The sequence below is a fragment of the Streptomyces sp. 63XJN7_1_ISO-PGPR-S23-121 genome, from assembly GCF_056173025.1.
The window spans coordinates 1,728,328-1,750,728 of the sequence record NZ_CM149653.1; the positions used below are offsets into that span (position 1 = coordinate 1,728,328).

13 protein-coding genes, 1 tRNA gene, 3 rRNA genes and 1 pseudogene are annotated in these 22,401 nt (G+C 67.4%); 14 read left to right on the forward strand and 4 right to left on the reverse strand.

The features are described 5' to 3' along the window. The first annotated feature begins 45 nt into the window (after nucleotides 1–45). Nucleotides 46–1,557 (forward strand): type VII secretion integral membrane protein EccD, encoded by a 1,512-nt coding sequence (gene eccD / locus AC0VYN_RS07970; protein ID WP_475536835.1) that lies wholly within the window; start codon nucleotides 46–48, stop codon nucleotides 1,555–1,557. Nucleotides 1,558–1,637: 80 nt separating this feature from the next. Here the strand turns inward: eccD and AC0VYN_RS07975 are convergent, their stop codons facing one another. Continuing rightward, complete coding sequence (locus AC0VYN_RS07975) at nucleotides 1,638–1,943, reverse strand: DUF397 domain-containing protein (RefSeq protein WP_475535352.1); 306 nt, start codon at nucleotides 1,941–1,943, stop codon at nucleotides 1,638–1,640. Nucleotides 1,944–2,247: 304 nt separating this feature from the next. Between AC0VYN_RS07975 and rpsO the strand changes: the two genes are divergently transcribed. From rpsO to AC0VYN_RS08000, 5 genes and pseudogenes are all read left to right on the forward strand, one after another. After that, nucleotides 2,248–2,535, forward strand: coding sequence for a 30S ribosomal protein S15 (gene rpsO / locus AC0VYN_RS07980; RefSeq protein WP_006130415.1), 288 nt, complete (start codon nucleotides 2,248–2,250; stop codon nucleotides 2,533–2,535). Between the two features lie 330 nt (nucleotides 2,536–2,865). Continuing rightward, nucleotides 2,866–5,086 (forward strand): annotated as a pseudogene (locus tag AC0VYN_RS07985) (polyribonucleotide nucleotidyltransferase). Continuing rightward, a complete protein-coding gene (locus tag AC0VYN_RS07990; protein WP_475535353.1) occupies nucleotides 5,083–6,462 on the forward strand; it encodes a M16 family metallopeptidase in 1,380 nt (459 codons plus the stop codon). Before AC0VYN_RS07985 ends, AC0VYN_RS07990 begins: the two are co-directional and overlap by 4 nt. A gap of 120 nt (nucleotides 6,463–6,582) precedes the next feature. Further along, the gene (gene dapB / locus AC0VYN_RS07995) at nucleotides 6,583–7,335 is read left to right on the forward strand and encodes a 4-hydroxy-tetrahydrodipicolinate reductase (RefSeq protein ID WP_385473570.1); all 753 of its coding nucleotides are present in this window, start codon (nucleotides 6,583–6,585) and stop codon (nucleotides 7,333–7,335) included. A gap of 3 nt (nucleotides 7,336–7,338) precedes the next feature. Further along, a complete protein-coding gene (locus tag AC0VYN_RS08000; RefSeq protein ID WP_475535354.1) occupies nucleotides 7,339–7,794 on the forward strand; it encodes a hypothetical protein in 456 nt (151 codons plus the stop codon). A gap of 67 nt (nucleotides 7,795–7,861) precedes the next feature. Here AC0VYN_RS08000 and AC0VYN_RS08005 read toward each other — a convergent pair whose 3' ends face one another. Continuing rightward, nucleotides 7,862–8,416 carry a hypothetical protein gene (locus AC0VYN_RS08005; protein ID WP_475535355.1) on the reverse strand — a complete coding sequence of 185 codons (555 nt, stop codon included), beginning with the start codon at nucleotides 8,414–8,416 and terminating at the stop codon, nucleotides 7,862–7,864. A 112-nt stretch (nucleotides 8,417–8,528) separates the two neighbouring features. Further along, on the reverse strand, nucleotides 8,529–8,768 hold the full coding sequence (locus tag AC0VYN_RS08010) for a hypothetical protein (RefSeq protein ID WP_385473339.1): 240 nt from the start codon (nucleotides 8,766–8,768) through the stop codon (nucleotides 8,529–8,531). A 174-nt stretch (nucleotides 8,769–8,942) separates the two neighbouring features. On the opposite strand from AC0VYN_RS08010, the gene thyX reads away from it, so the two are divergent. The 8 genes from thyX (at nucleotide 8,943) to AC0VYN_RS08050 (ending at nucleotide 19,233) form a co-directional block, all read left to right on the forward strand. Next, nucleotides 8,943–9,683, forward strand: coding sequence for an FAD-dependent thymidylate synthase (gene thyX / locus AC0VYN_RS08015; RefSeq protein WP_475535356.1), 741 nt, complete (start codon nucleotides 8,943–8,945; stop codon nucleotides 9,681–9,683). Nucleotides 9,684–9,894: 211 nt separating this feature from the next. Further along, on the forward strand, nucleotides 9,895–10,794 hold the full coding sequence (gene dapA, locus AC0VYN_RS08020) for a 4-hydroxy-tetrahydrodipicolinate synthase (protein WP_451629411.1): 900 nt from the start codon (nucleotides 9,895–9,897) through the stop codon (nucleotides 10,792–10,794). A gap of 162 nt (nucleotides 10,795–10,956) precedes the next feature. After that, nucleotides 10,957–12,642, forward strand: a complete 1,686-nt coding sequence (locus AC0VYN_RS08025) for a ribonuclease J (RefSeq protein ID WP_385473347.1) — start codon at nucleotides 10,957–10,959, stop codon at nucleotides 12,640–12,642. A gap of 513 nt (nucleotides 12,643–13,155) precedes the next feature. Continuing rightward, nucleotides 13,156–14,681 (forward strand): 16S ribosomal RNA (locus AC0VYN_RS08030). 295 nt (nucleotides 14,682–14,976) lie between these two features. Next, a 23S ribosomal RNA gene (locus AC0VYN_RS08035) occupies nucleotides 14,977–18,098 on the forward strand. 87 nt (nucleotides 18,099–18,185) lie between these two features. After that, nucleotides 18,186–18,302 (forward strand): 5S ribosomal RNA (rrf, locus tag AC0VYN_RS08040). The 16S, 23S and 5S rRNA genes sit together here, the layout of an rRNA operon. Before the next feature lie 115 nt (nucleotides 18,303–18,417). After that, a complete protein-coding gene (locus tag AC0VYN_RS08045) occupies nucleotides 18,418–19,080 on the forward strand; it encodes a DegT/DnrJ/EryC1/StrS family aminotransferase (protein WP_475536836.1) in 663 nt (220 codons plus the stop codon). A 77-nt stretch (nucleotides 19,081–19,157) separates the two neighbouring features. Then, nucleotides 19,158–19,233: transfer RNA gene (locus tag AC0VYN_RS08050), tRNA-Thr, on the forward strand. A gap of 55 nt (nucleotides 19,234–19,288) precedes the next feature. Here the strand turns inward: AC0VYN_RS08050 and AC0VYN_RS08055 are convergent. Continuing rightward, on the reverse strand, nucleotides 19,289–22,054 hold the full coding sequence (locus AC0VYN_RS08055; protein ID WP_475535357.1) for a SpoIIE family protein phosphatase: 2,766 nt from the start codon (nucleotides 22,052–22,054) through the stop codon (nucleotides 19,289–19,291). Nucleotides 22,055–22,401 lie beyond the last annotated feature (347 nt).

Consider the following 22,401-nt stretch of genomic DNA (forward strand, 5'->3'; position numbering starts at 1 on the left):
ACCGCGCCGTCCCGTATTACCGACGAGGGGGAACAGCAGGTGAGCATGACGGCCTCCGCGCCGGCCGGCGCGGCCGGCGGACCGGGCAGCACAGTCCCAGCGGGGTCAGGTACGGGACTCGGCTTCTGCCGGGTCACCATCGTGGCTCCCGACAGTCGCATCGACGTGGCACTGCCCGACGACGTACCGGTCGCCGACCTCTACCCGGAGATTTTGAGGTTCTCCCAGCAGAGCCCCGCCGAGGGCGGGCCCGTCGGCTACCACCTCGTGCGCCGCGACGGCACCGTCCTCGACAGCGCCCGGTCGTTCGCGGCCCAGCGCATCCTGGACGGGGAACTGCTCACGCTGCGGCCCTTCGCCGAGTCCCTGCCCCCCGCCGTCATCGACGACGTCTCGGAGGCGGTCGCCTCGGCCGTCACCCGCGACCGCGCCCTCTGGGACGGCGAGCTGACGCGTACCGCCGGCCTGACCGGGGCGGGAGTGCTCCCGGTGCTGCTCGCCTTCGTGGCGTGGAGTTCGCAGGTCCACCACGACATGCACAGCCTCCAGGGCATCATCGCCGGGGTCACCGGTGTCCTGCTGGTCACCTTCGCGTGCGTGCGCGCCCGGGTGTACGACGACCGCGGCTCCGCGGTCGCGCTGGGGCTGGGCGCCCTACCGAACATCGCCGTGGCGGGCTCGGGACTGCTGCCGCTCGCCGACGGGCAGGGCATCGGGCGGCTCCAGTTCCTGCTGGCCTGTGCGGCGGTCCTGGTCGCCTCCGTCGTGCTGACACTCGTGTCGCCGGGCGGCGACAGCCCCTTCGTGGCGTTCGTCTTCTCCGCCACGGTCGGACTCCTCGTGACCTTCGTCGCGATGCTGACCCGCCTCGAGCCCAGGGAGACGGCCGCGATCTGCGCCCCCCTGTCGGTGTGCGCCCTGGCCTTCCTGCCCGGTCTGTCCATGCGCTTCGCCCGGCTGCCCATCGGCTTCGAACTGCCCAACGGCTCGCGCGGCTCCTACACGACGGACGAGACGGTCTCCCCGGAACCCGTCGACGTCGAACGCGTGGCCGCGCAGGCCCGCCGCGGCCACGAACTCCTCGCGGGACTGGTCGGCGGCTGTGCGCTCCTCGCGGTCGGCGCGGCGATCGTCCTCAGCTTCTCCGCCGACGTGTGGGCCCAGCTCCTCGCCCTGGCCACGGGCATCGCGATGCTGATGCGCGCCCACCTGTTCCGCTACACCACGCAGGTCGCCGCCACGCTGGCCGCCGGACTCGGCTCGCTCGTCTTCCTCGGGCTCGGCCTCGCGATGAATCCGCCGGTGCGGTACTGGCGCGACGCCCTCCAGGGCGACAGCGCCGCCCTCGACATCCGCAGCGTGTGGCTCGCGGCGGCCGTCGCCGCGGCCGTCGCCCTGGTGACGGCCATCGGCCTGATCACCTCCCGCCGCGGTGTCACCCCCTTCTGGGGCCGTTTCACGGAGATCGCGGAGGCCTTCGTCCTCCTGACGCTGATCCCCCTCGCGCTCGCGGTGTTCGACGTGTACGCCGCGGCGCGGTCGATGACCAGCGACTGAGCCGCCGTCCCCCGGCGGCACGGGGCGCGCAGCCGCCGCCCCGGTCCGCGGCGCGGTGCACACCGTGCCGCCCGCCCGCCTCAGCCGGCGCCGTTCCCCGGCGCCGGCTCCAGGTCGAATTCCCCGTCCCGCGCGCCGAGCACGAACGCGCGCCACTCCGCCTCCGTGTACCGCAGCACGGTGTCCGGGTCGAGCGACGACCGCATGGCGACGGCACCGGCCGGAAGATAGGCGATCTCGACCCGCTCCTCGTGCTCCTCGGTACCGGGCGCGCTGTGCCACTCGACACCGGAGATGTCGAGGGAGTACAGCTCGTCCCTCTCCCGCTCCTTGCGCGCCTTCGCTTCGGCGTTCCCGGTGCTCTCGGTGTTCTCGGCGTCGGTCATCGGGGCTCGGTCCTTCCTGCGGTGCCAACGGGATGCGCGGCCACCCTACTTCCCGGGGTTCTCCCAGCTCAGCGGTTTGCCGATGTCCGTACCGGCACGAGTGACGACCCGGCCCCGAGCCCACGGACAGCGGCGTCCGCACAGGCTGGTACGCTGTGTGACGGCCGTTTGTGTACGCGCCCCCGGAGCCCGGTGCCCTGGAGGCCGCGCCCAGCGGATCCCCGCCTTCCGAGTCACGGAAGATCCCCCGAGACGCAGACCGGGGGCACTCGAAGGCCAGTCACAGACCCAAAGAGGAGTACGCGTGTCGCTCGACGCCGCCGTCAAGAAGCAGATCATCTCCGAGTTCGGTACCAAGGAGGGCGACACCGGTTCCCCCGAGGTCCAGGTCGCGCTGCTGTCCCGTCGGATCTCCGACCTGACCGAGCACCTCAAGACCCACAAGCACGACCACCACTCCCGCCGTGGCCTGCTGATCCTCGTGGGTCAGCGCCGCCGGCTGCTGCAGTACCTCGCCAAGAAGGACATCCAGCGCTTCCGTGCGCTGGTCGAGCGCCTCGGCATCCGCCGCGGTGCGGCGGGCGCCAAGTAGGACGCCGTGGAGGGAGCGGTTCCCATCGTTCGGGGGCCGCTCCCTTTGCTGTACGTGCGAGGTGTCACCGCCGCTTTGTAGTGTGGTAGCACAACACAGGACGTACGACACAGCGTGATGGGTACCCGCCGTATCGGGCGGGGCACACCACACACACCGAACGAAACGAGGAGAAGCGCGCCTCGCCGCCGCCGGTCCTCGGTAGTGGCCCCCGGGGAATGTGCCCCGGGTGCTTCGATCGAAGACCGGCCCGCACAGGACGGAGCGCTTCTCCGCAGACGTCCCCCCGCCACACGGGCGAGGAGGGACGAAGACGAGGAGAAAACACTAGTGGAGAACGAGACCCACTACGCCGAAGCCGTGATCGACAACGGCGCTTTCGGCACCCGCACCATCCGCTTCGAGACGGGCCGCCTGGCCAAGCAGGCCGCCGGTTCCGCCGTGGCGTACCTGGACGACGACACCATGGTGCTGTCGGCCACCAGCGCCTCCAAGAACCCCAAGGACCAGCTCGACTTCTTCCCGCTCACGGTGGACGTCGAGGAGCGGATGTACGCCGCCGGCAAGATCCCCGGCAGCTTCTTCCGCCGCGAGGGCCGGCCGTCCGAGGACGCCGTCCTCACCTGCCGCCTCATCGACCGCCCGCTGCGCCCGTCCTTCAAGAAGGGCCTGCGCAACGAGATCCAGGTCGTCGCCACGATCATGGCGCTCAACCCCGACCACCTGTACGACGTCGTGGCGATCAACGCCGCGTCCGCGTCGACGCAGCTGGCCGGCCTGCCGTTCTCCGGCCCGATCGGCGGCGTCCGCGTCGCGCTGATCCGCGGCCAGTGGGTGGCCTTCCCGACGCACACCGAGCTCGAGGACGCCGTCTTCGACATGGTCGTCGCGGGCCGCGCCCTGGAGGACGGCGACGTCGCGATCATGATGGTCGAGGCCGAGGCCACCGAGAAGACCATCAAGCTCGTCGAGGGCGGTGCCGAGGCCCCCACCGAGGAGGTCGTCGCCGCCGGTCTCGAGGCCGCGAAGCCCTTCATCAAGGTGCTGTGCCGCGCCCAGGCCGACCTCGCCGCGAAGGCCGCCAAGCCGACCGGCGAGTTCCCGATCTTCCTGGACTACCAGGACGACGTCCTGGAGGCCCTGACCGCCGCCGTCCGCCCCGAGCTTCGCCCAGGCGCTCACCATCGCCGGCAAGCAGGACCGCGAGGCCGAGCTGGACCGCGTCAAGGCGCTCGCCGCCGAGAAGCTCCTGCCGGAGTTCGAGGGCCGCGAGAAGGAGATCTCCGCCGCGTACCGCGCGCTGACCAAGTCCCTGGTCCGCGAGCGCGTCATCAAGGAGAAGACCCGCATCGACGGCCGCGGTGTCACCGACATCCGCACCCTGGCCGCCGAGGTCGAGGCCATCCCGCGGGTCCACGGCTCCGCCCTGTTCGAGCGTGGCGAGACCCAGATCCTGGGCGTCACCACCCTGAACATGCTCCGCATGGAGCAGCAGCTGGACACCCTCTCCCCGGTGACCCGCAAGCGCTACATGCACAACTACAACTTCCCGCCCTACTCCGTCGGCGAGACCGGCCGCGTCGGCTCCCCGAAGCGCCGCGAGATCGGCCACGGCGCCCTCGCCGAGCGCGCCATCGTGCCGGTGCTGCCGACGCGCGAGGAGTTCCCCTACGCGATCCGCCAGGTGTCCGAGGCCCTCGGCTCCAACGGCTCGACGTCCATGGGCTCGGTCTGCGCCTCCACCATGTCGCTGCTGAACGCCGGTGTGCCGCTGAAGGCCCCCGTCGCCGGTATCGCCATGGGCCTGATCTCCCAGGAGATCAACGGCGAGACGCACTACGTCGCCCTCACCGACATCCTCGGTGCGGAGGACGCCTTCGGCGACATGGACTTCAAGGTCGCCGGCACCAAGGAGTTCGTGACCGCCCTCCAGCTCGACACCAAGCTGGACGGCATCCCCGCCTCCGTCCTGGCCGCCGCCCTCAAGCAGGCCCGTGACGCCCGCCTCCACATCCTCGACGTGATGATGGAAGCGATCGACACGCCGGACGAGATGTCCCCGAACGCGCCGCGGATCATCACCGTGAAGATCCCCGTCGACAAGATCGGTGAGGTCATCGGCCCCAAGGGCAAGATGATCAACCAGATCCAGGAGGACACGGGCGCCGACATCACGATCGAGGACGACGGCACGATCTACATCGGTGCCGCCCAGGGCTCGCAGGCCGAGGCCGCCCGCGCCACGATCAACGGCATCGCGAACCCGACCATGCCCGAGGTCGGCGAGCGCTACCTGGGCACCGTCGTGAAGACGACGACCTTCGGCGCGTTTGTCTCCCTGCTGCCGGGCAAGGACGGTCTGCTGCACATCTCGCAGATCCGCAAGCTCGCCGGCGGCAAGCGCGTGGAGAACGTCGAGGACGTGCTCGGCGTGGGCGCCAAGGTCCAGGTCGAGATCGCCGAGATCGACTCCCGCGGCAAGCTCTCCCTGATCCCCGTGATCGAGGGCGAATCGGGCGACGACGACAAGAAGGACGACGCCGACCAGTGACGTCCCGTGGCTCCAAGGCGACGGCCCGCACCTCCTCGGAGGCGCGGGCCGTCGCCCGTACCCAAACCCTCATCAAGGGCGAGAACGGCACCGGCACGGTCCGCAAGACCACCCTCCCGGGCGGCCTGCGCATCGTCACCGAGACCCTGCCCTCGGTCCGCTCGGCGACCTTCGGCATCTGGGCACACGTCGGCTCGCGCGACGAGACCCCGGCCCTGAACGGCGCCACCCACTACCTGGAGCACCTGCTCTTCAAGGGCACGCGAAGGCGCAGCGCCCTGGACATCTCCTCCGCCGTCGACGCGGTCGGCGGCGAGATGAACGCGTTCACGGCCAAGGAGTACACGTGCTACTACGCGCGCGTGCTCGACACCGACCTGCCGCTCGCCATCGACGTCGTCTGCGACATGCTGACCGGCTCCCTGATCCGCGAGGAGGACGTCGACGTCGAGCGCGGCGCCATCCTCGAAGAGATCGCGATGACCGAGGACGACCCGGGCGACTGCGTGCACGACCTGTTCGCGCACACCATGTTCGGCGACAGCGCCCTCGGCCGCCCCGTCCTCGGCACGGTCGACACGGTCAACGCCCTGACCGCCGACCGCATCCGCCGCTTCTACAGGAAGCACTACGACCCGACCCACCTTGTGGTCGCCGCGGCCGGCAACGTCGACCACAACAAGGTCGTACGCCAGGTCCGCGCCGCCTTCGAGAAGGCCGGCGCCTTCAAGGACCCCGTGGCCGAGCCGATCACCCCGCGCGACGGCCGGCGCAGCCTGCGCACCGCGGGCCGCGTCGAGCTGATCGGCCGCAAGACCGAGCAGGCGCACGTCATCCTGGGCATGCCGGGCCTGGCCCGCACCGACGAACGCCGCTGGGCCCTGGGCGTCCTCAACACCGCCCTCGGCGGCGGCATGTCCTCCCGCCTCTTCCAGGAGGTCCGCGAGAAGCGCGGCCTGGCCTACAGCGTGTACTCGTACACCTCGGGCTTCGCCGACTGCGGTCTCTTCGGGGTGTACGCGGGCTGCCGGCCCTCCCAGGTCCACGACGTGCTGAAGATCTGCCGCGACGAACTGGACCACGTCGCCGAGAACGGGCTGTCCGACGACGAGATCGGCCGCGCCGTCGGCCAGCTCCAGGGCTCCACCGTCCTCGGCCTGGAGGACACCGGCGCGCTGATGAACCGCATCGGCAAGAGCGAGTTGTGCTGGGGCGAGCAGATGTCCGTCGACGACATGCTGGCCCGGATAGCCTCGGTCACGCCGGACGACGTCCGCGCCGTCGCCCGCGACGTCCTGGGACGGCGGCCCTCGCTGTCGGTCATCGGCCCGCTGAAGGACAAGCAGGCGTCCAGGCTGCACGACGCCGTCGCCTAGGCGTGTCGTTTGGATCAGGCCGACTCCCGACGACAACGCCGCAGATGCGCGTGCCAGACCCCGCGACCCCGGCAAGATCCGAACGACACCCCTGCCCCCTCCGGTAAGGAAGCAACAGACATGAGCAAGCTGCGCGTGGCCGTCCTCGGCGCCAAGGGCCGTATCGGCTCCGAGGCGGTGCGGGCGGTCGAGGCCGCCGAGGACATGGAACTGGTCGCCGCCCTGGGCCGCGGCGACTCCCTGGAGACGCTGACCGGCAGCGGCGCACAGGTCGCGGTCGAGCTGACCACCCCGGCGTCCGTCATGGACAACCTCGAGTTCTGCGTGGGCCACGGCATCCACGCCGTCGTCGGCACCACGGGCTGGACCGACGAGCGCCTCGCGCGGCTGAGGGGCTGGCTCGACGGCTCCCCGGAGACGGGCGTGCTCATCGCGCCCAACTTCTCCATCGGGGCCGTGCTCACCATGAAGTTCGCGCAGATCGCCGCCCCGTACTTCGAGTCCGTCGAGGTCGTCGAGCTGCACCACCCGAACAAGGTGGACGCCCCCAGCGGCACCGCCACGCGCACCGCCCAGCTCATCGCCGAGGCACGGCAGAAGGCAGGCGTCGCTCCGGCGCCCGACGCCACTGCCACCGCCCTCGACGGCGCCCGCGGCGCGGACGTGGACGGCGTCCCGGTGCACGCGGTCCGCCTGCGCGGCCTGCTCGCGCACCAGGAGGTCCTGCTCGGCGGCGAGGGCGAGACCCTCACCGTCCGGCACGACTCCCTGCACCACAGCAGCTTCATGCCGGGCATCCTGCTCGGCGCCCGGCGCGTGGTGAGCACTCCGGGCCTCACCTTCGGCCTGGAACACTTCCTGGACCTGGGCTGAACCATGCGCGCGAAGATCTCCTACCTCATCACGGCCGCCGTCCTGGTCTTCTACTTCGTCCTGGTAGGCAGCCGCGGTGTGATGCTCATCGACGCCGGCACCCCCGTCACCGTGACCCTCGGTGTGGCGGTGCTGGTGCTGCCGGTGATCGGCGTGTGGTTCCTGTGGAAGAACACCCAGTTCGTCCGCCGCGCCAACCAGCTCGCCGCTGAACTGGAGGCCGAGGGCGGACTGCCGGTCGACGAGCTGAAGCGCACTCCCAGCGGCCGCATCGACCGCGACTCGGCCGACGAGGTCTTCGCCCGACGCAAGGCCGAGACGGAGGCGGCTCCGGACGACTGGCGCAGCTGGTTCCGGCTCGCCGTCGCCTACCAGGACGCCCGCGACACCCCGCGCGCCCGCAAGGCGATGCAGCGGGCGATCGCCCTGCACGACCACAAGCAGGTCGAGGCGGCCTGAGAGACCCGTCATGCCGGTGGCCCGGTCCGCGTCCGCGGACCGGGCCACCGGCATGACGGGTTCCGGCTCAGCCTGGCCGGTACTCGTCGGCCCAGGCCTCCACGGTGTCGGCGGCCCGGTCGAAGGCCTCCGGCCGCGCGAGGAAGTCCGCGTTGTGGCTGGTCATCAGCACGGGCACGGTGTCCGCGGCCCGGCCCTTCCGGACGAGGAGCAGCGCCTGGCCCTGCACCGTGCGCGGCAGACCCAGCCACCGGACCGGCTGCTGCACGGTCCGCACGCTGGCGACCTGCTGCCAGGCAACCGTGCGGGTGGTGAAGAACCCCACCTGGCGCACGCCCCGCGCGCTCACCCACGCACCCATGCGCAGCAGCCGCAGGGCGCAGACGATCATGACGAGGGCGACGGGGAAGACCACGCCGGCCGAGGACGGCGAGTCCGTCACCGCGATGATGACCGCCGCGAACAGCACGAACGAGGCGAGCAGCAGCGTCAGCGCCGCCACCCCCACCCGCCAGGGCCCCGGCCGGTAGGGCCGACGCCACTGGTCGCGGTCGTCGTGCGGCAGTGCGACGTCCTCGACCGCGTCGAAGGCGCGGTCGGCCGTCAGGAAGGGCAGGGGCACGGCTGGTCCTCACTCGTTCCATGGCGTGTGCTGTGCCCGGTGAGGCTACCGACCTGTGTGTCCGGTCACCACCTTCGGGGCCCGGATGGAGTCAGGACCGGCCGGTGCCGTCTCAGCGCCCGTCGGACGCCTGTGACTGCTGATGCTGTGACGAGGGCTGGTCGGCCGACAACGCGGGCATCCCGATCAGCAGGGACCCCGCGATCCCGGCGACCACGGTGAGACCGAGGAGCCAGCGCCCGGCCAACTGGCCGAAGGACGCCCGCTCGCGGGGCGGGGGAGTGACATTGCTGCGGAACCTGTCGGCTTCGGCGACGAAGGCGAACGGCACGGGTTCACGCCGGCGGATCATCGGAGGTGCGTCTCCCTTCAGGGATCAAGCGAATCGCTGTTACTCATACAGACGAACGAACGCCCCCGCGGGTGCCCTGTTTCACCGACTTCATCGCGGCACGGCACCGAACGCCCCGTTTGGCGGGACGTAGAGTGGCCTCGCCAAGCGACAAGATGGGAAGGCCCTCCACCCGTGACCGACACCCCCGCCGACGATCTCAAGATCGACCTCCGCAGCGACATCAACGTCGAGCTGGTCAAGAGCAGCGCGACCGACTCCGACGTGCTGTTCGCAGCCCGCGTCTCGACCGTCGGGGAGCAGTCCCTGGACGAGCTGAACAAGGACCCGGAGCGCTCGAAGGGCCTGATCAACTACCTGATGCGGGACCGGCACGGCAGCCCGTTCGAGCACAACTCGATGACCTTCTTCATCAGCGCCCCGATCTTCGTGTTCCGCGAGTTCATGCGGCACCGCGTCGGCTGGTCCTACAACGAGGAGTCCGGCCGCTACCGGGAGCTCCAGCCGGTCTTCTACGTGCCGGGCGCCGAGCGCAAGCTGGTGCAGCAGGGCCGCCCGGGCAAGTACGTCTTCGTCGAGGGCACCGCCGAGCAGCACGAGCTGGTGAGCCGGTCGATGGAGGACTCCTACCGCCAGGCCTACCGGACGTACCAGGAGATGCTCGCCGCCGGCGTCGCCCGCGAGGTGGCCCGCTCGGTGCTCCCCGTCGGCCTGTACTCCTCGATGTACGCCACCTGCAACGCCCGCTCGCTGATGCACTTCCTCGGCCTGCGCACCCAGCACGAGCTGGCGAAGGTGCCCTCCTTCCCGCAGCGGGAGATCGAGATGGTGGGGGAGAAGATGGAGCAGGAGTGGGCGCGGCTCATGCCGCTCACCTACGCCGCCTTCAACGCGAACGGGCGCGTGGCTCCGTAACGCCTCCCGAGCGCCCGACCGGGGACGGATGTGCGCATCAGCCGCCTGAAGTGTCCCGATTGCGGCATTTGGAGAAGTTCATCTAGCCTGATCAAAGGGACCCGGCACTGCTTGAACCCCCGAGCAGGCAGTGCCGGGCTCCACCTCCCTGCCGACCTGCCGCCTCCCCCGAGGGCAGACCCCGCCCTGAGCAACGAGTAGCGTGTAACCCATGGCTCCGACCTCCACTCCGCAGACCCCCTTCGGGCGGGTCCTCACCGCCATGGTCACGCCCTTCGCGGCGGACGGCGCACTCGACCTCGACGGCGCGCAGCGGCTCGCCGCCCACCTGGTGGACGCAGGCAACGACGGCCTGATCATCAACGGCACCACCGGCGAGTCCCCCACCACCAGCGACGCGGAGAAAACGGACCTCGTACGAGCCGTCCTGGAGGCTGTCGGCGACCGTGCCCACGTCGTCGCCGGAGTCGGTACGAACAACACCCAGCACAGCATCGAGCTGGCCCGCGCCGCCGAGCGCGCCGGCGCCCACGGCCTGCTGCTGGTCACGCCGTACTACAACAAGCCCCCGCAGGAGGGCCTGTACCGTCACTTCACGGCCATCGCCGATGCCACCGAGCTGCCCGTCATGCTCTACGACATCCCCGGCCGCAGCGGCGTCCCGATCAACACGGAGACGCTCGTCCGCCTCGCGCAGCACCCGCGGATCATCGCCAACAAGGACGCCAAGGGCGACCTCGGCCGCGCGAGCTGGGCCATCGCGCGCTCCGGCCTCGCCTGGTACTCCGGCGACGACATGCTCAACCTCCCGCTGCTCTCGGTCGGCGCGGTCGGCTTCGTCTCGGTCGTCGGCCACGTCGTCACCCCCGAGCTGCGCGCCATGGTGGACGCCTTCGTCACGGGGGACGTGCAGAAGGCGCTGGAGATCCACCAGAAGCTGCTCCCGGTCTTCACCGGCATGTTCCGCACCCAGGGCGTCATGACCACCAAGGCCGCGCTCACCCTCCAGGGCCTGCCCGCGGGCCCCCTGCGCGCGCCCATGGTCGAGCTCACGGCGGAGGAGACGGAGCAGCTCAAGATCGATCTTGCTGCCGGCGGGGTACAGCTCTGACAACCGACTTCGCACCACCGCACCGCCAGGTGCCACAACGGCTTCACAACTGAATACGCAGGCCACCGGTGCCTGCACCCCACTACGACAACTGCTTCTGCACGAACGTCACGCGCGCCACGTGCCCACCGGTACGTGGCGCGCGTGGTTGAGGAGAGTCTTTTGAGTCATCCGCATCCTGAACTGGGCCGGCCCCCGGCGCTCCCCGCAGGCGGCCTCCGGGTCACTCCGCTGGGAGGCCTCGGCGAGATCGGCCGCAACATGACGGTCTTCGAGTACGGCGGCCGCCTGCTGATCGTCGACTGCGGAGTGCTCTTCCCCGAGGAGGAGCAGCCCGGAATCGATCTGATCCTGCCGGACTTCACGTCCATCCGGGACCGCCTCGACGACATCGAGGGCATCGTCCTGACCCACGGCCACGAGGACCACATCGGCGGCGTCCCCTTCCTCCTCCGCGAGAAGCCGGACATCCCGCTGATCGGCTCCAAGCTGACCCTCGCCCTCATCGAGGCCAAGCTCCAGGAGCACCGCATCCGCCCGTACACCCTGGAGGTGGCGGAGGGGAACCGCGAGCGCATCGGCCCGTTCGACTGCGAGTTCGTCGCGGTGAACCACTCGATCCCGGACGCGCTGGCCGTCGCCATCCGCACCCCCGCGGGCATGGCGGTCCACACCGGCGACTTCAAGATGGACCAGCTTCCGCTGGACGGGCGCCTCACGGACCTGCACGCGTTCGCCCGGCTGAGCGAGGAGGGCATCGACCTCCTCCTCGCCGACTCGACGAACGCCGAGGTCCCGGGCTTCGTCCCGCCCGAGCGCGACATCTCCAACGTCCTGCGGCAGGTCTTCGCCGGAGCGCGCAAGCGCATCATCGTGGCGAGTTTCGCCAGCCACGTCCACCGCATCCAGCAGATCCTGGACGCCGCGTACGAGTACGGCCGCCGGGTCGCGTTCGTCGGCCGCTCCATGGTCCGCAACATGGGCATCGCCCGTGACCTCGGCTACCTGAAGGTCCCGCCGGGCCTGGTCGTGGACGTCAAAACCCTCGACGACCTGCCGGACAGCGAGGTCGTGCTGGTCTGCACGGGCTCCCAGGGCGAACCGATGGCGGCCCTGTCCCGCATGGCCAACCGGGACCACCAGATCCGCATCGTCGAGGGCGACACGGTGATCCTGGCGTCGTCCCTCATCCCGGGCAACGAGAACGCGGTCTACCGCGTGATCAACGGCCTGACCCGCTGGGGCGCCAGCGTCGTCCACAAGGGCAATGCCAAGGTGCACGTCTCGGGCCACGCGTCGGCGGGCGAGCTCCTGTACTTCTACAACATCTGCCGCCCGAAGAACCTGATGCCGGTCCACGGCGAATGGCGCCACCTGCGGGCCAACGCGGAACTGGGCGCCCTGACCGGCGTCCCGCACGACCGCATCGTCATCGCCGAGGACGGAGTCGTCGTCGACCTCGTCGAGGGCAAGGCGAAGATCGCCGGCAAGGTCCAGGCGGGATACGTGTACGTCGACGGACTCTCCGTCGGCGACGTCGGCGAGCCGGCCCTCAAGGACCGCAAGATCCTCGGTGACGAGGGCATCATCTCGGTCTTCGTCGTCGTCGACTCGTCCACCGGGAAGATCACCGGTGGCCCGCACGTCCAGGCACGCGGTTCGGGTATCGAGGACTCGGCGTTCGCCGACGTCCTGCCCCGGATCACGGAGGCCCTGGAGCGTTCGGCCCAGGACGGGGTCGTCGAACCGCACCAGCTCCAGCAGCTGGTGCGCAGGACCCTCGGCAAGTGGGTCTCGGACAAGTACCGGCGCCGGCCGATGATCCTCCCTGTGGTCGTGGAGGTCTGACGGACCGTCGGCCCAGGAGCCGTCCGAACGAGGAGCGGGGCGCCACGATTTGCATCGGGGCGCCCCGCTCCAGTACGTTTACAACTCCGCTCGGGCGGGCACCCGACCACCTCGTGGTTCGGAGCGGCCCCGGAGGGCGGGAAATCCGACTCAGAATCTCTGATAAAGTCGGAACCGCCGGAAAGGGAAACGCGAAAGCGGGAACCTGGAAAGCACCGAGGAAATCGGATCGGAAAAGGATCTGATAGAGTCGGAAACGCAAGATCGAAGGGAAGCGCCCGGAGGAAAGCCCGAGAGGGTGAGTACAAAGGAAGCGTCCGTTCCTTGAGAACTCAACAGCGTGCCAAAAGTCAACGCCAGATATGTTGATACCCCGTCTCCGGCCGTCAGGCTGGGACGAGGTTCCTTTGAAAAAACACAGCGAGGACGCTGTGAACGGTCGGATCATTCCTCCGACTGTTCCGCTCCCGTGTGTGTCGCACCGGCGGTGTTAATTCACTGGCCGAGTAAACATTCACGGAGAGTTTGATCCTGGCTCAGGACGAACGCTGGCGGCGTGCTTAACACATGCAAGTCGAACGATGAACCACTTCGGTGGGGATTAGTGGCGAACGGGTGAGTAACACGTGGGCAATCTGCCCTGCACTCTGGGACAAGCCCTGGAAACGGGGTCTAATACCGGATACTGACCGTCACAGGCATCTGTGACGTTCGAAAGCTCCGGCGGTGCAGGATGAGCCCGCGGCCTATCAGCTTGTTGGTGAGGTAATGGCTCACCAAGGCGACGACGGGTAGCCGGCCTGAGAGGGCGACCGGCCACACTGGGACTGAGACACGGCCCAGACTCCTACGGGAGGCAGCAGTGGGGAATATTGCACAATGGGCGAAAGCCTGATGCAGCGACGCCGCGTGAGGGATGACGGCCTTCGGGTTGTAAACCTCTTTCAGCAGGGAAGAAGCGAAAGTGACGGTACCTGCAGAAGAAGCGCCGGCTAACTACGTGCCAGCAGCCGCGGTAATACGTAGGGCGCAAGCGTTGTCCGGAATTATTGGGCGTAAAGAGCTCGTAGGCGGCTTGTCACGTCGGTTGTGAAAGCCCGGGGCTTAACCCCGGGTCTGCAGTCGATACGGGCAGGCTAGAGTTCGGTAGGGGAGATCGGAATTCCTGGTGTAGCGGTGAAATGCGCAGATATCAGGAGGAACACCGGTGGCGAAGGCGGATCTCTGGGCCGATACTGACGCTGAGGAGCGAAAGCGTGGGGAGCGAACAGGATTAGATACCCTGGTAGTCCACGCCGTAAACGGTGGGCACTAGGTGTGGGCAACATTCCACGTTGTCCGTGCCGCAGCTAACGCATTAAGTGCCCCGCCTGGGGAGTACGGCCGCAAGGCTAAAACTCAAAGGAATTGACGGGGGCCCGCACAAGCGGCGGAGCATGTGGCTTAATTCGACGCAACGCGAAGAACCTTACCAAGGCTTGACATACACCGGAAAGCATTAGAGATAGTGCCCCCCTTGTGGTCGGTGTACAGGTGGTGCATGGCTGTCGTCAGCTCGTGTCGTGAGATGTTGGGTTAAGTCCCGCAACGAGCGCAACCCTTGTCCCGTGTTGCCAGCAGGCCCTTGTGGTGCTGGGGACTCACGGGAGACCGCCGGGGTCAACTCGGAGGAAGGTGGGGACGACGTCAAGTCATCATGCCCCTTATGTCTTGGGCTGCACACGTGCTACAATGGCCGGTACAATGAGCTGCGATACCGCGAGGTGGAGCGAATCTCAAAAAGCCGGTCTCAGTTCGGATTGGGGTCTGCAACTCGACCCCATGAAGTCGGAGTCGCTAGTAATCGCAGATCAGCATTGCTGCGGTGAATACGTTCCCGGGCCTTGTACACACCGCCCGTCACGTCACGAAAGTCGGTAACACCCGAAGCCGGTGGCCCAACCCCTTGTGGGAGGGAGCTGTCGAAGGTGGGACTGGCGATTGGGACGAAGTCGTAACAAGGTAGCCGTACCGGAAGGTGCGGCTGGATCACCTCCTTTCTAAGGAGCACTTCTTAACCGGGCTTGCCTGGTTCAGAGGCCAGTACATCAGCGAATGTCTGATGCTGGTTGCTCATGGGTGGAACGTTGACTACTCGGCACGATCGACTTGATGGATCACTAGTACTGCTTCGGCGTGGAACGTGAATCCGGAGAGGGATTGTGTCGGGCACGCTGTTGGGTGTCTGAGGGAACGAACCCTCAGTTGCCGGCCCCAGTGCACTCGGGATGTTGTCCCGGGGTGATGGGTGGTTGGTCGTTGTTTGAGAACTGCACAGTGGACGCGAGCATCTGTGGCCAAGTTTTTAAGGGCGCACGGTGGATGCCTTGGCACCAGGAACCGATGAAGGACGTGGGAGGCCACGATAGTCCCCGGGGAGTCGTCAACCAGGCTTTGATCCGGGGGTTTCCGAATGGGGAAACCCGGCAGTCGTCATGGGCTGTCACCCGCTGCTGAACACATAGGCAGTGTGGAGGGAACGCGGGGAAGTGAAACATCTCAGTACCCGCAGGAAGAGAAAACAACCGTGATTCCGGGAGTAGTGGCGAGCGAAACCGGATGAGGCCAAACCTACGACGTGTGAGACCCGGCAGGGGTTGCGTCGTGGGGGTTGTGGGATCTCTCTTCTGTCGTCTGCCGGCGACAGGACGAGTCAGAAACCGTTGATGTAGGCGAAGGACATGCGAAAGGTCCGGCGTAGAGGGTAAGACCCCCGTAGTCGAAACATCAGCGGCTCGTTTGAGAGACACCCAAGTAGCACGGGGCCCGAGAAATCCCGTGTGAATCTGGCGGGACCACCCGCTAAGCCTAAATATTCCCTGGTGACCGATAGCGGATAGTACCGTGAGGGAATGGTGAAAAGTACCGCGGGAGCGGAGTGAAATAGTACCTGAAACCGTGTGCCTACAAGCCGTGGGAGCGTCGCGCAAGGACTTGTCCTTGCGTCGTGACTGCGTGCCTTTTGAAGAATGAGCCTGCGAGTTTGCGGTGTGTTGCGAGGTTAACCCGAGTGGGGAAGCCGTAGCGAAAGCGAGTCCGAACAGGGCGTTTCAGTAGCACGCTCAAGACCCGAAGCGGAGTGATCTAGCCATGGGCAGGTTGAAGCGGAGGTAAGACTTCGTGGAGGACCGAACCCACCAGGGTTGAAAACCTGGGGGATGACCTGTGGTTAGGGGTGAAAGGCCAATCAAACTCCGTGATAGCTGGTTCTCCCCGAAATGCATTTAGGTGCAGCGTCGTGTGTTTCTTGCCGGAGGTAGAGCACTGGATAGGCGATGGGCCCTACCGGGTTACTGACCTTAGCCAAACTCCGAATGCCGGTAAGTGAGAGCACGGCAGTGAGACTGTGGGGGATAAGCTCCATGGTCGAGAGGGAAACAGCCCAGAGCATCGACTAAGGCCCCTAAGCGTACGCTAAGTGGGAAAGGATGTGGAGTCGCACAGACAACCAGGAGGTTGGCTTAGAAGCAGCCACCCTTGAAAGAGTGCGTAATAGCTCACTGGTCTAGTGATTCCGCGCCGACAATGTAGCGGGGCTCAAGCGTACCGCCGAAGTCGTGTCATTGCAGCATGTAGCCCCAACGGGCGCTGTGATGGGTAGGGGAGCGTCGTCTGCCGGGTGAAGCAGCACCGGAAGGTAGTTGTGGACGGTTGACGAGTGAGAATGCAGGCATGAGTAGCGATACAAACGTGAGAAACGTTTGCGCCGATTGACTAAGGGTTCCTGGGTCAAGCTGATCTGCCCAGGGTAAGTCGGGACCTAAGGCGAGGCCGACAGGCGTAGTCGATGGATAACCGGTTGATATTCCGGTACCCGCTGTGAAGCGTCAAACATCGAGCATCGTGATGCTAAGGCCGTGAAGCCGCCCTGATCTCTTCGGAGTTGAGGGGAGTGGTGGAGCCGCTGAACCAAGCGGTTAGTAGGTGAGTGATGGGGTGACGCAGGAAGGTAGTCCATCCCGGGCGGTGGTTGTCCCGGGGTAAGGGTGTAGGCCGTGCGATAGGCAAATCCGTCGCACTTGTGGCTGAGACCTGATGCCGAGCCGATTGTGGTGAAGTGGATGATCCTATGCTGTCGAGAAAAGCCTCTAGCGAGTTTCATGGCGGCCCGTACCCTAAACCGACTCAGGTGGTCAGGTAGAGAATACCGAGGCGTTCGGGTGAACTATGGTTAAGGAACTCGGCAAAATGCCCCCGTAACTTCGGGAGAAGGGGGGCCACGTCTGGTGACGAGTCTTGCACTCTGAGCTGGGTGTGGCCGCAGAGACCAGCGAGAAGCGACTGTTTACTAAAAACACAGGTCCGTGCGAAGCCGTAAGGCGATGTATACGGACTGACGCCTGCCCGGTGCTGGAACGTTAAGGGGACCGGTTAGCTCCATTTCGGTGGGGCGAAGCTGAGAACTTAAGCGCCAGTAAACGGCGGTGGTAACTATAACCATCCTAAGGTAGCGAAATTCCTTGTCGGGTAAGTTCCGACCTGCACGAATGGCGTAACGACTTCTCGACTGTCTCAACCATAGGCCCGGTGAAATTGCACTACGAGTAAAGATGCTCGTTTCGCGCAGCAGGACGGAAAGACCCCGGGACCTTTACTACAGTTTGATATTGGTGTTCGGTTCGGCTTGTGTAGGATAGCTGGGAGACTTTGAAGTCCATACGCCAGTATGGGTGGAGTCGTCGTTGAAATACCAGTCTGGTCGTGCTGGATGTCTAACCTGGGTCCGTGATCCGGATCAGGGACAGTGTCTGATGGGTAGTTTAACTGGGGCGGTTGCCTCCTAAAGAGTAACGGAGGCGCCCAAAGGTTCCCTCAGCCTGGTTGGCAATCAGGTGTTGAGTGTAAGTGCACAAGGGAGCTTGACTGTGAGACCGACGGGTCGAGCAGGGACGAAAGTCGGGACTAGTGATCCGGCGGTGGCTTGTGGAAGCGCCGTCGCTCAACGGATAAAAGGTACCCCGGGGATAACAGGCTGATCTTCCCCAAGAGTCCATATCGACGGGATGGTTTGGCACCTCGATGTCGGCTCGTCGCATCCTGGGGCTGGAGTCGGTCCCAAGGGTTGGGCTGTTCGCCCATTAAAGCGGTACGCGAGCTGGGTTTAGAACGTCGTGAGACAGTTCGGTCCCTATCCGCTGTGCGCGTAGGAGTCTTGAGAAGGGCTGTCCCTAGTACGAGAGGACCGGGACGGACGAACCTCTGGTGTGCCAGTTGTCCTGCCAAGGGCATGGCTGGTTGGCTACGTTCGGGAGGGATAACCGCTGAAAGCATCTAAGCGGGAAGCCTGCTTCGAGATGAGGACTCCCACCCACTTGATGGGGTAAGGCTCCCAGTAGACGACTGGGTTGATAGGCCGGATCTGGAAGCACCGTGAGGTGTGGAGGTGACCGGTACTAATAGGCCGAGGGCTTGTCCTCAGTTGCTCGCGTCCACTGTGTTGGTTCTGAAACCACGAACAACCCGTCCCCGGTCACAGGGGCGGCTGGTTGTCTGTTTCATAGTGTTTCGGTGGTCATAGCGTTAGGGAAACGCCCGGTTACATTCCGAACCCGGAAGCTAAGCCTTTCAGCGCCGATGGTACTGCAGGGGGGACCCTGTGGGAGAGTAGGACGCCGCCGAACAATCATTCAAAAGGGTTGGACCCCGAACTTCGGTTCCGGGTCCAACCCTTTTTTGTTTGCCGTCACTTGACGTTCACATGGCGCAACCAGCATCGTCGGCATGAGTACTGCTGCCATGCTCAGGGCCGCCGGCGTAGGCATCAGCGACGAGGTCGTCGTGCCCGCCTTCGGGAACGCAGAGGTCGCCGAAAGTGTGGTCCAGATCGGTGCGTTGCCGGTGTTCGCCGACATAGATCCGGCGACGTACTGCCTCGACACGTCCGCCGTGGAGGCGGCGCTGACCCCCCGCACCGCGGCCGTCGTCGCCGTGCACCGGTTCGGGCGGCCGGCGGACATGGCCCGGCTGCACGGGATCGGGGAGCGGCACGGACTGCTCGTCCTGGCGCACCGGGAGGCCGACAGCCCTTACGACGAGACAGCGCAGCGCAGGGAGCGCGCGGCTTACCTCGACGCGAAGTTGAAGGGCGTGCACATCCCCGACGGGGGCGACGGGCACACCTATCAGCAGTACGTTGTCCGCGTGCCGGGCAACGGCCGCCCCGACCGGGACGCCTTCGCAAGAGCCGTACGCGGCAGGGGAGTCCACTGCCGGGTGCCGGTGAAGACACCGGTACACCGCATGGCCGCGTTCCGGAGTTGTGTGTCCTTGCCGGTGACGGAGCGGGCCGCCGACGAGACGCTCGCGTTGCCGGTGGACGCCTCGCTGACGAAACGCGACATGCAGCGCATCGTGTCCGCGTGCAACGCGCTCGGAGGGCTGCTGCAACCCGCCCGGTAAAGCCGTGTTGGGAGCACCCGCATGTTCGGGGTATGATCTATTCCGTTGCCGCGAGGGAAACCTCGAAAATGCGACAGGCCCCTATAGCTCAGTCGGTAGAGCGTCTCCATGGTAAGGAGAAGGTCAACGGTTCGATTCCGTTTGGGGGCTCCACCACGAAAGGCCCCGCCCATCGGGCGGGGCCTTTCGCATGCCCTGAACCAGGGTGTCAGTCGGTGTGCGGCTCCGGCACGCGCATCGCCAGGATCGCCATGTCGTCGGACGGCGCGTCCGACGCGAAACGCTCCACCGCACGCATGATGCGAGCCGCCACCGCGCCCGCCGTCAGTCCCGTGCACGTGGTCAGCACATCGGCGAGGCCGTCGTCTCCCAGCATGCGGGTGCCCTCGCGGCGTTCCGTGACGCCGTCCGTGACACAGAGCAGGACGTCGCCCGGGTCCAGGGTGACCGTCTCCTCGTAGAGCTCCAGGTCCTCGATGACGCCGAGGAGCGGCTGCGGTTCGGCCGCCGGTTCCACCGTGCCGTCCTGGCGCAGGCGCAGAGGCAGGGGATGGCCGGCGCACACGACCCTCAGCTCCGCGCTGCCGTCCTCCTGCGGACGCATCTCGCCGTACAGGAGCGTGAGGAAGCGGCTGCGGGCGCCCTCGTCCAGGATCGCGGAGTTGAGGCGCTCAAGGACCGCGGGCCCGCTCAGACCCTCCCGGGCCAGCAGACGCAGGGCATGCCGGGCCAGGCCCGTGACGGCCGCCGCGTTCGGGCCCGTACCGCAGACGTCGCCGATGGCGAAACCGTAGGCGCCGTCGCTGATCGGGAAAAGGTCGTAGAAGTCACCGCCGACCTCGTTGCCCTCGCCGGCCGCGCGGTAGATGACCTCGACCTCGACGCCGTCGATCAGGGGGAGCTCGGGCGGCAGGAGGCTGCGCTGGAGGGACTGGCTGATGGCCGTGCGCTCCGAGTACAGACGGGCGTTGTCCAGGGCCAGGGCGGCTCGGCGGGACAGGTCCTCGGCGAGCTCCAGGATCTCCTGGCGGAAGTGCTCGTCGGTGGGCTTGCCGAGGGTCAGCATGCCGATGACGCGGTTGCGGGCGACCAGGGGCAGGACCACCGTCTCGCCGCCGACGGCGGAGGCCGTGGCCAGCGTCGGGCCGATGCCGGAGCCGACCTGCTGGGTGGAGCCGGCGCTCAGGCCGAGGCTGCGCATGGAACTGCGCAGCGCCGCCTGGTGGGCGACCTCGGCGGGGGCCGTCCAGACGCGGGCGCCCGGCGTCGGCACCGGCTCGGGCGGGTCGATCTTCGAGAGGAGGGACTTGATGCCGTCGATCAGTTCCTCGTCCTCGTGCAGGACGTACGACAGATACGGGTCCGAGGCCTGGTCGGCGATGGTGTAGACGGCGCACCAGGTGGCCAGCGTCGGGACCGTCATCTGCGCCATGAGCGCCAGGGTCTGGTCCCGGTCCAGGGTGCCGGCGAGAAGGTCGGAGGCCTCGACGAGGAAGCTGAGCGAACCGCGGCGCAGCCGCTCCAGCTCGCCCAGCCGGGCCGACTCCACGGCCAGGGCGATGCGATCCGCGGCGAACTGGAGGCGCAGCGCCTCCTCGTTGGAGTACCGGCCGGCGGCCTCGGCCGCGACGCCGAGGGAACCGGTGAGGCGGCCCTCGACCTTGAGGGGAACGGTGACGACGGAGCGCATCCCCGTGCCGTTCAACAGGGGGACGGCACCGGGGACCGCGGCGAGGTCGTCGTGGACGGCGGGCATGCGCGCGGAGCCGTAGCGGCCGGGGCCCGCCTCGACGGGGACACGGGCGAAGCGCTGGCGGGCGGAGGGCAGGCCGGTCGAGGCGCGGACCTCCAACTCCGTTTCGTCGTCGGTGGCGAGCAGCAGGAAGGCGGCGTCGGCGTCCAGCATGTCGCGGGCCCGTTCGACGGTGCGCTGGAGGAGGCCGTCGAGGTCGTCCGGGGCGGGAGAGCCGATGAACACCTCGAAGGGGTCGGTGCTCGTGCCCTCGGAGGAGCTGCCGGAGTCGGAGGAGGGGACCCGCAGCGGGGTCTGCAGCACGGCACGCTCGTGGTCGCGCACGAGGAGACAGACCGTGGACGGCTCCCCGCCCGCGTCACGGACACGCAGGTGGGAGGCGTAGACCGGCGCGACGCGTCCGTCGGCGCCCCTTATGCCGTAGCTCCCCTCCCAGCGGGAGAGCTGGAGCGCCTCGACGATGCCCGTACTGGTGCCCGGGGTGTGCGGCCAGGCGGCGAGGTCGGCCAGCGGCTTGCCGGTGACCTGCTCGGCCGGGTAGCCGAAGAGTTCCTCGGCGTCCTCGTTCCAGGCGGTGATGGCGCCGGTGCGGTCGATCTGGACGACGGCGACACGCACGCGGCCGTCGGCGACGGGCAGCAGCTCGGCCGGGAGGGCCGGACCGGCGCTGCGGGTGCCGACCGCGCGCGCGGGCAGGTCCAGCTGGAACCAGACGTTCTTGTGCGTGGGCGTGTACTCGACGCCCCAGTGGCCGGCCAGGGCCGCGCAGAGCTGGAGGCCGCGCCCGCCCTCGCGGTCGGGGCTGCCCATGTTGACGGCCGCGCCCTGGATGGGGACCTCGCGCTCGGGGTAGCGGTCGGCCACCTCGATCCGCACGCCGTCGTCACTGCGCAGACACACCACGTCGGCCGCGGTACCGGCGTGCACGACGGCATTGGTCACCAGCTCGCTGGTGAGCACCACGGCATCGTCGACGATGTCGGCGTGGCCCCAGCCCTGGAGGGTGTCGCGGACGAAGGAACGTGCACTCGCCACCGATCGTCCGACGGGCTCGAAACTGGCGGCCGCGCGCGCGGTGATCACAGAACTCCTCGACCCTCTCTCCACGTCCACATGCACCTGCACGGCCTCGCGACCGCCCCGGTCGTGCCGCTGCTGCCGCGGGCCGTCCGTCGGCCCGGGATCCGGGGGCTGCTCCCCCGGGATCAGTCCGGTGGTCATGTGTCCGGCCGCCCCTCCGATGCCCGCTCCGTCTCGTGCCACCGCCCAGGCCGGACAGAACCGGCACGGCTGGACAGCCGCATGCAAGGTTACTTACCTTCGCCGCCCCCGCGGATGCCGGTCTGCAGTGTTTCCGCCCAGAGGGTGTGCGGACGATGTGCGAAGCTGCCGAACTGTTATGGCCTGGTTCGGCCGGGGTGAAACACTGGGCAGGCTTCCTGTGTGCGTCCGCGCAGGCCGAATGCCGAGCGGGCTCATTGGGCAGCAGCCCTGGCAGCGGCCCGGTGGGCCGGGCCGGGCACATGGCGGCACAGAAGCACCTGGCAGTAACCGGTCACCGTGAGGCG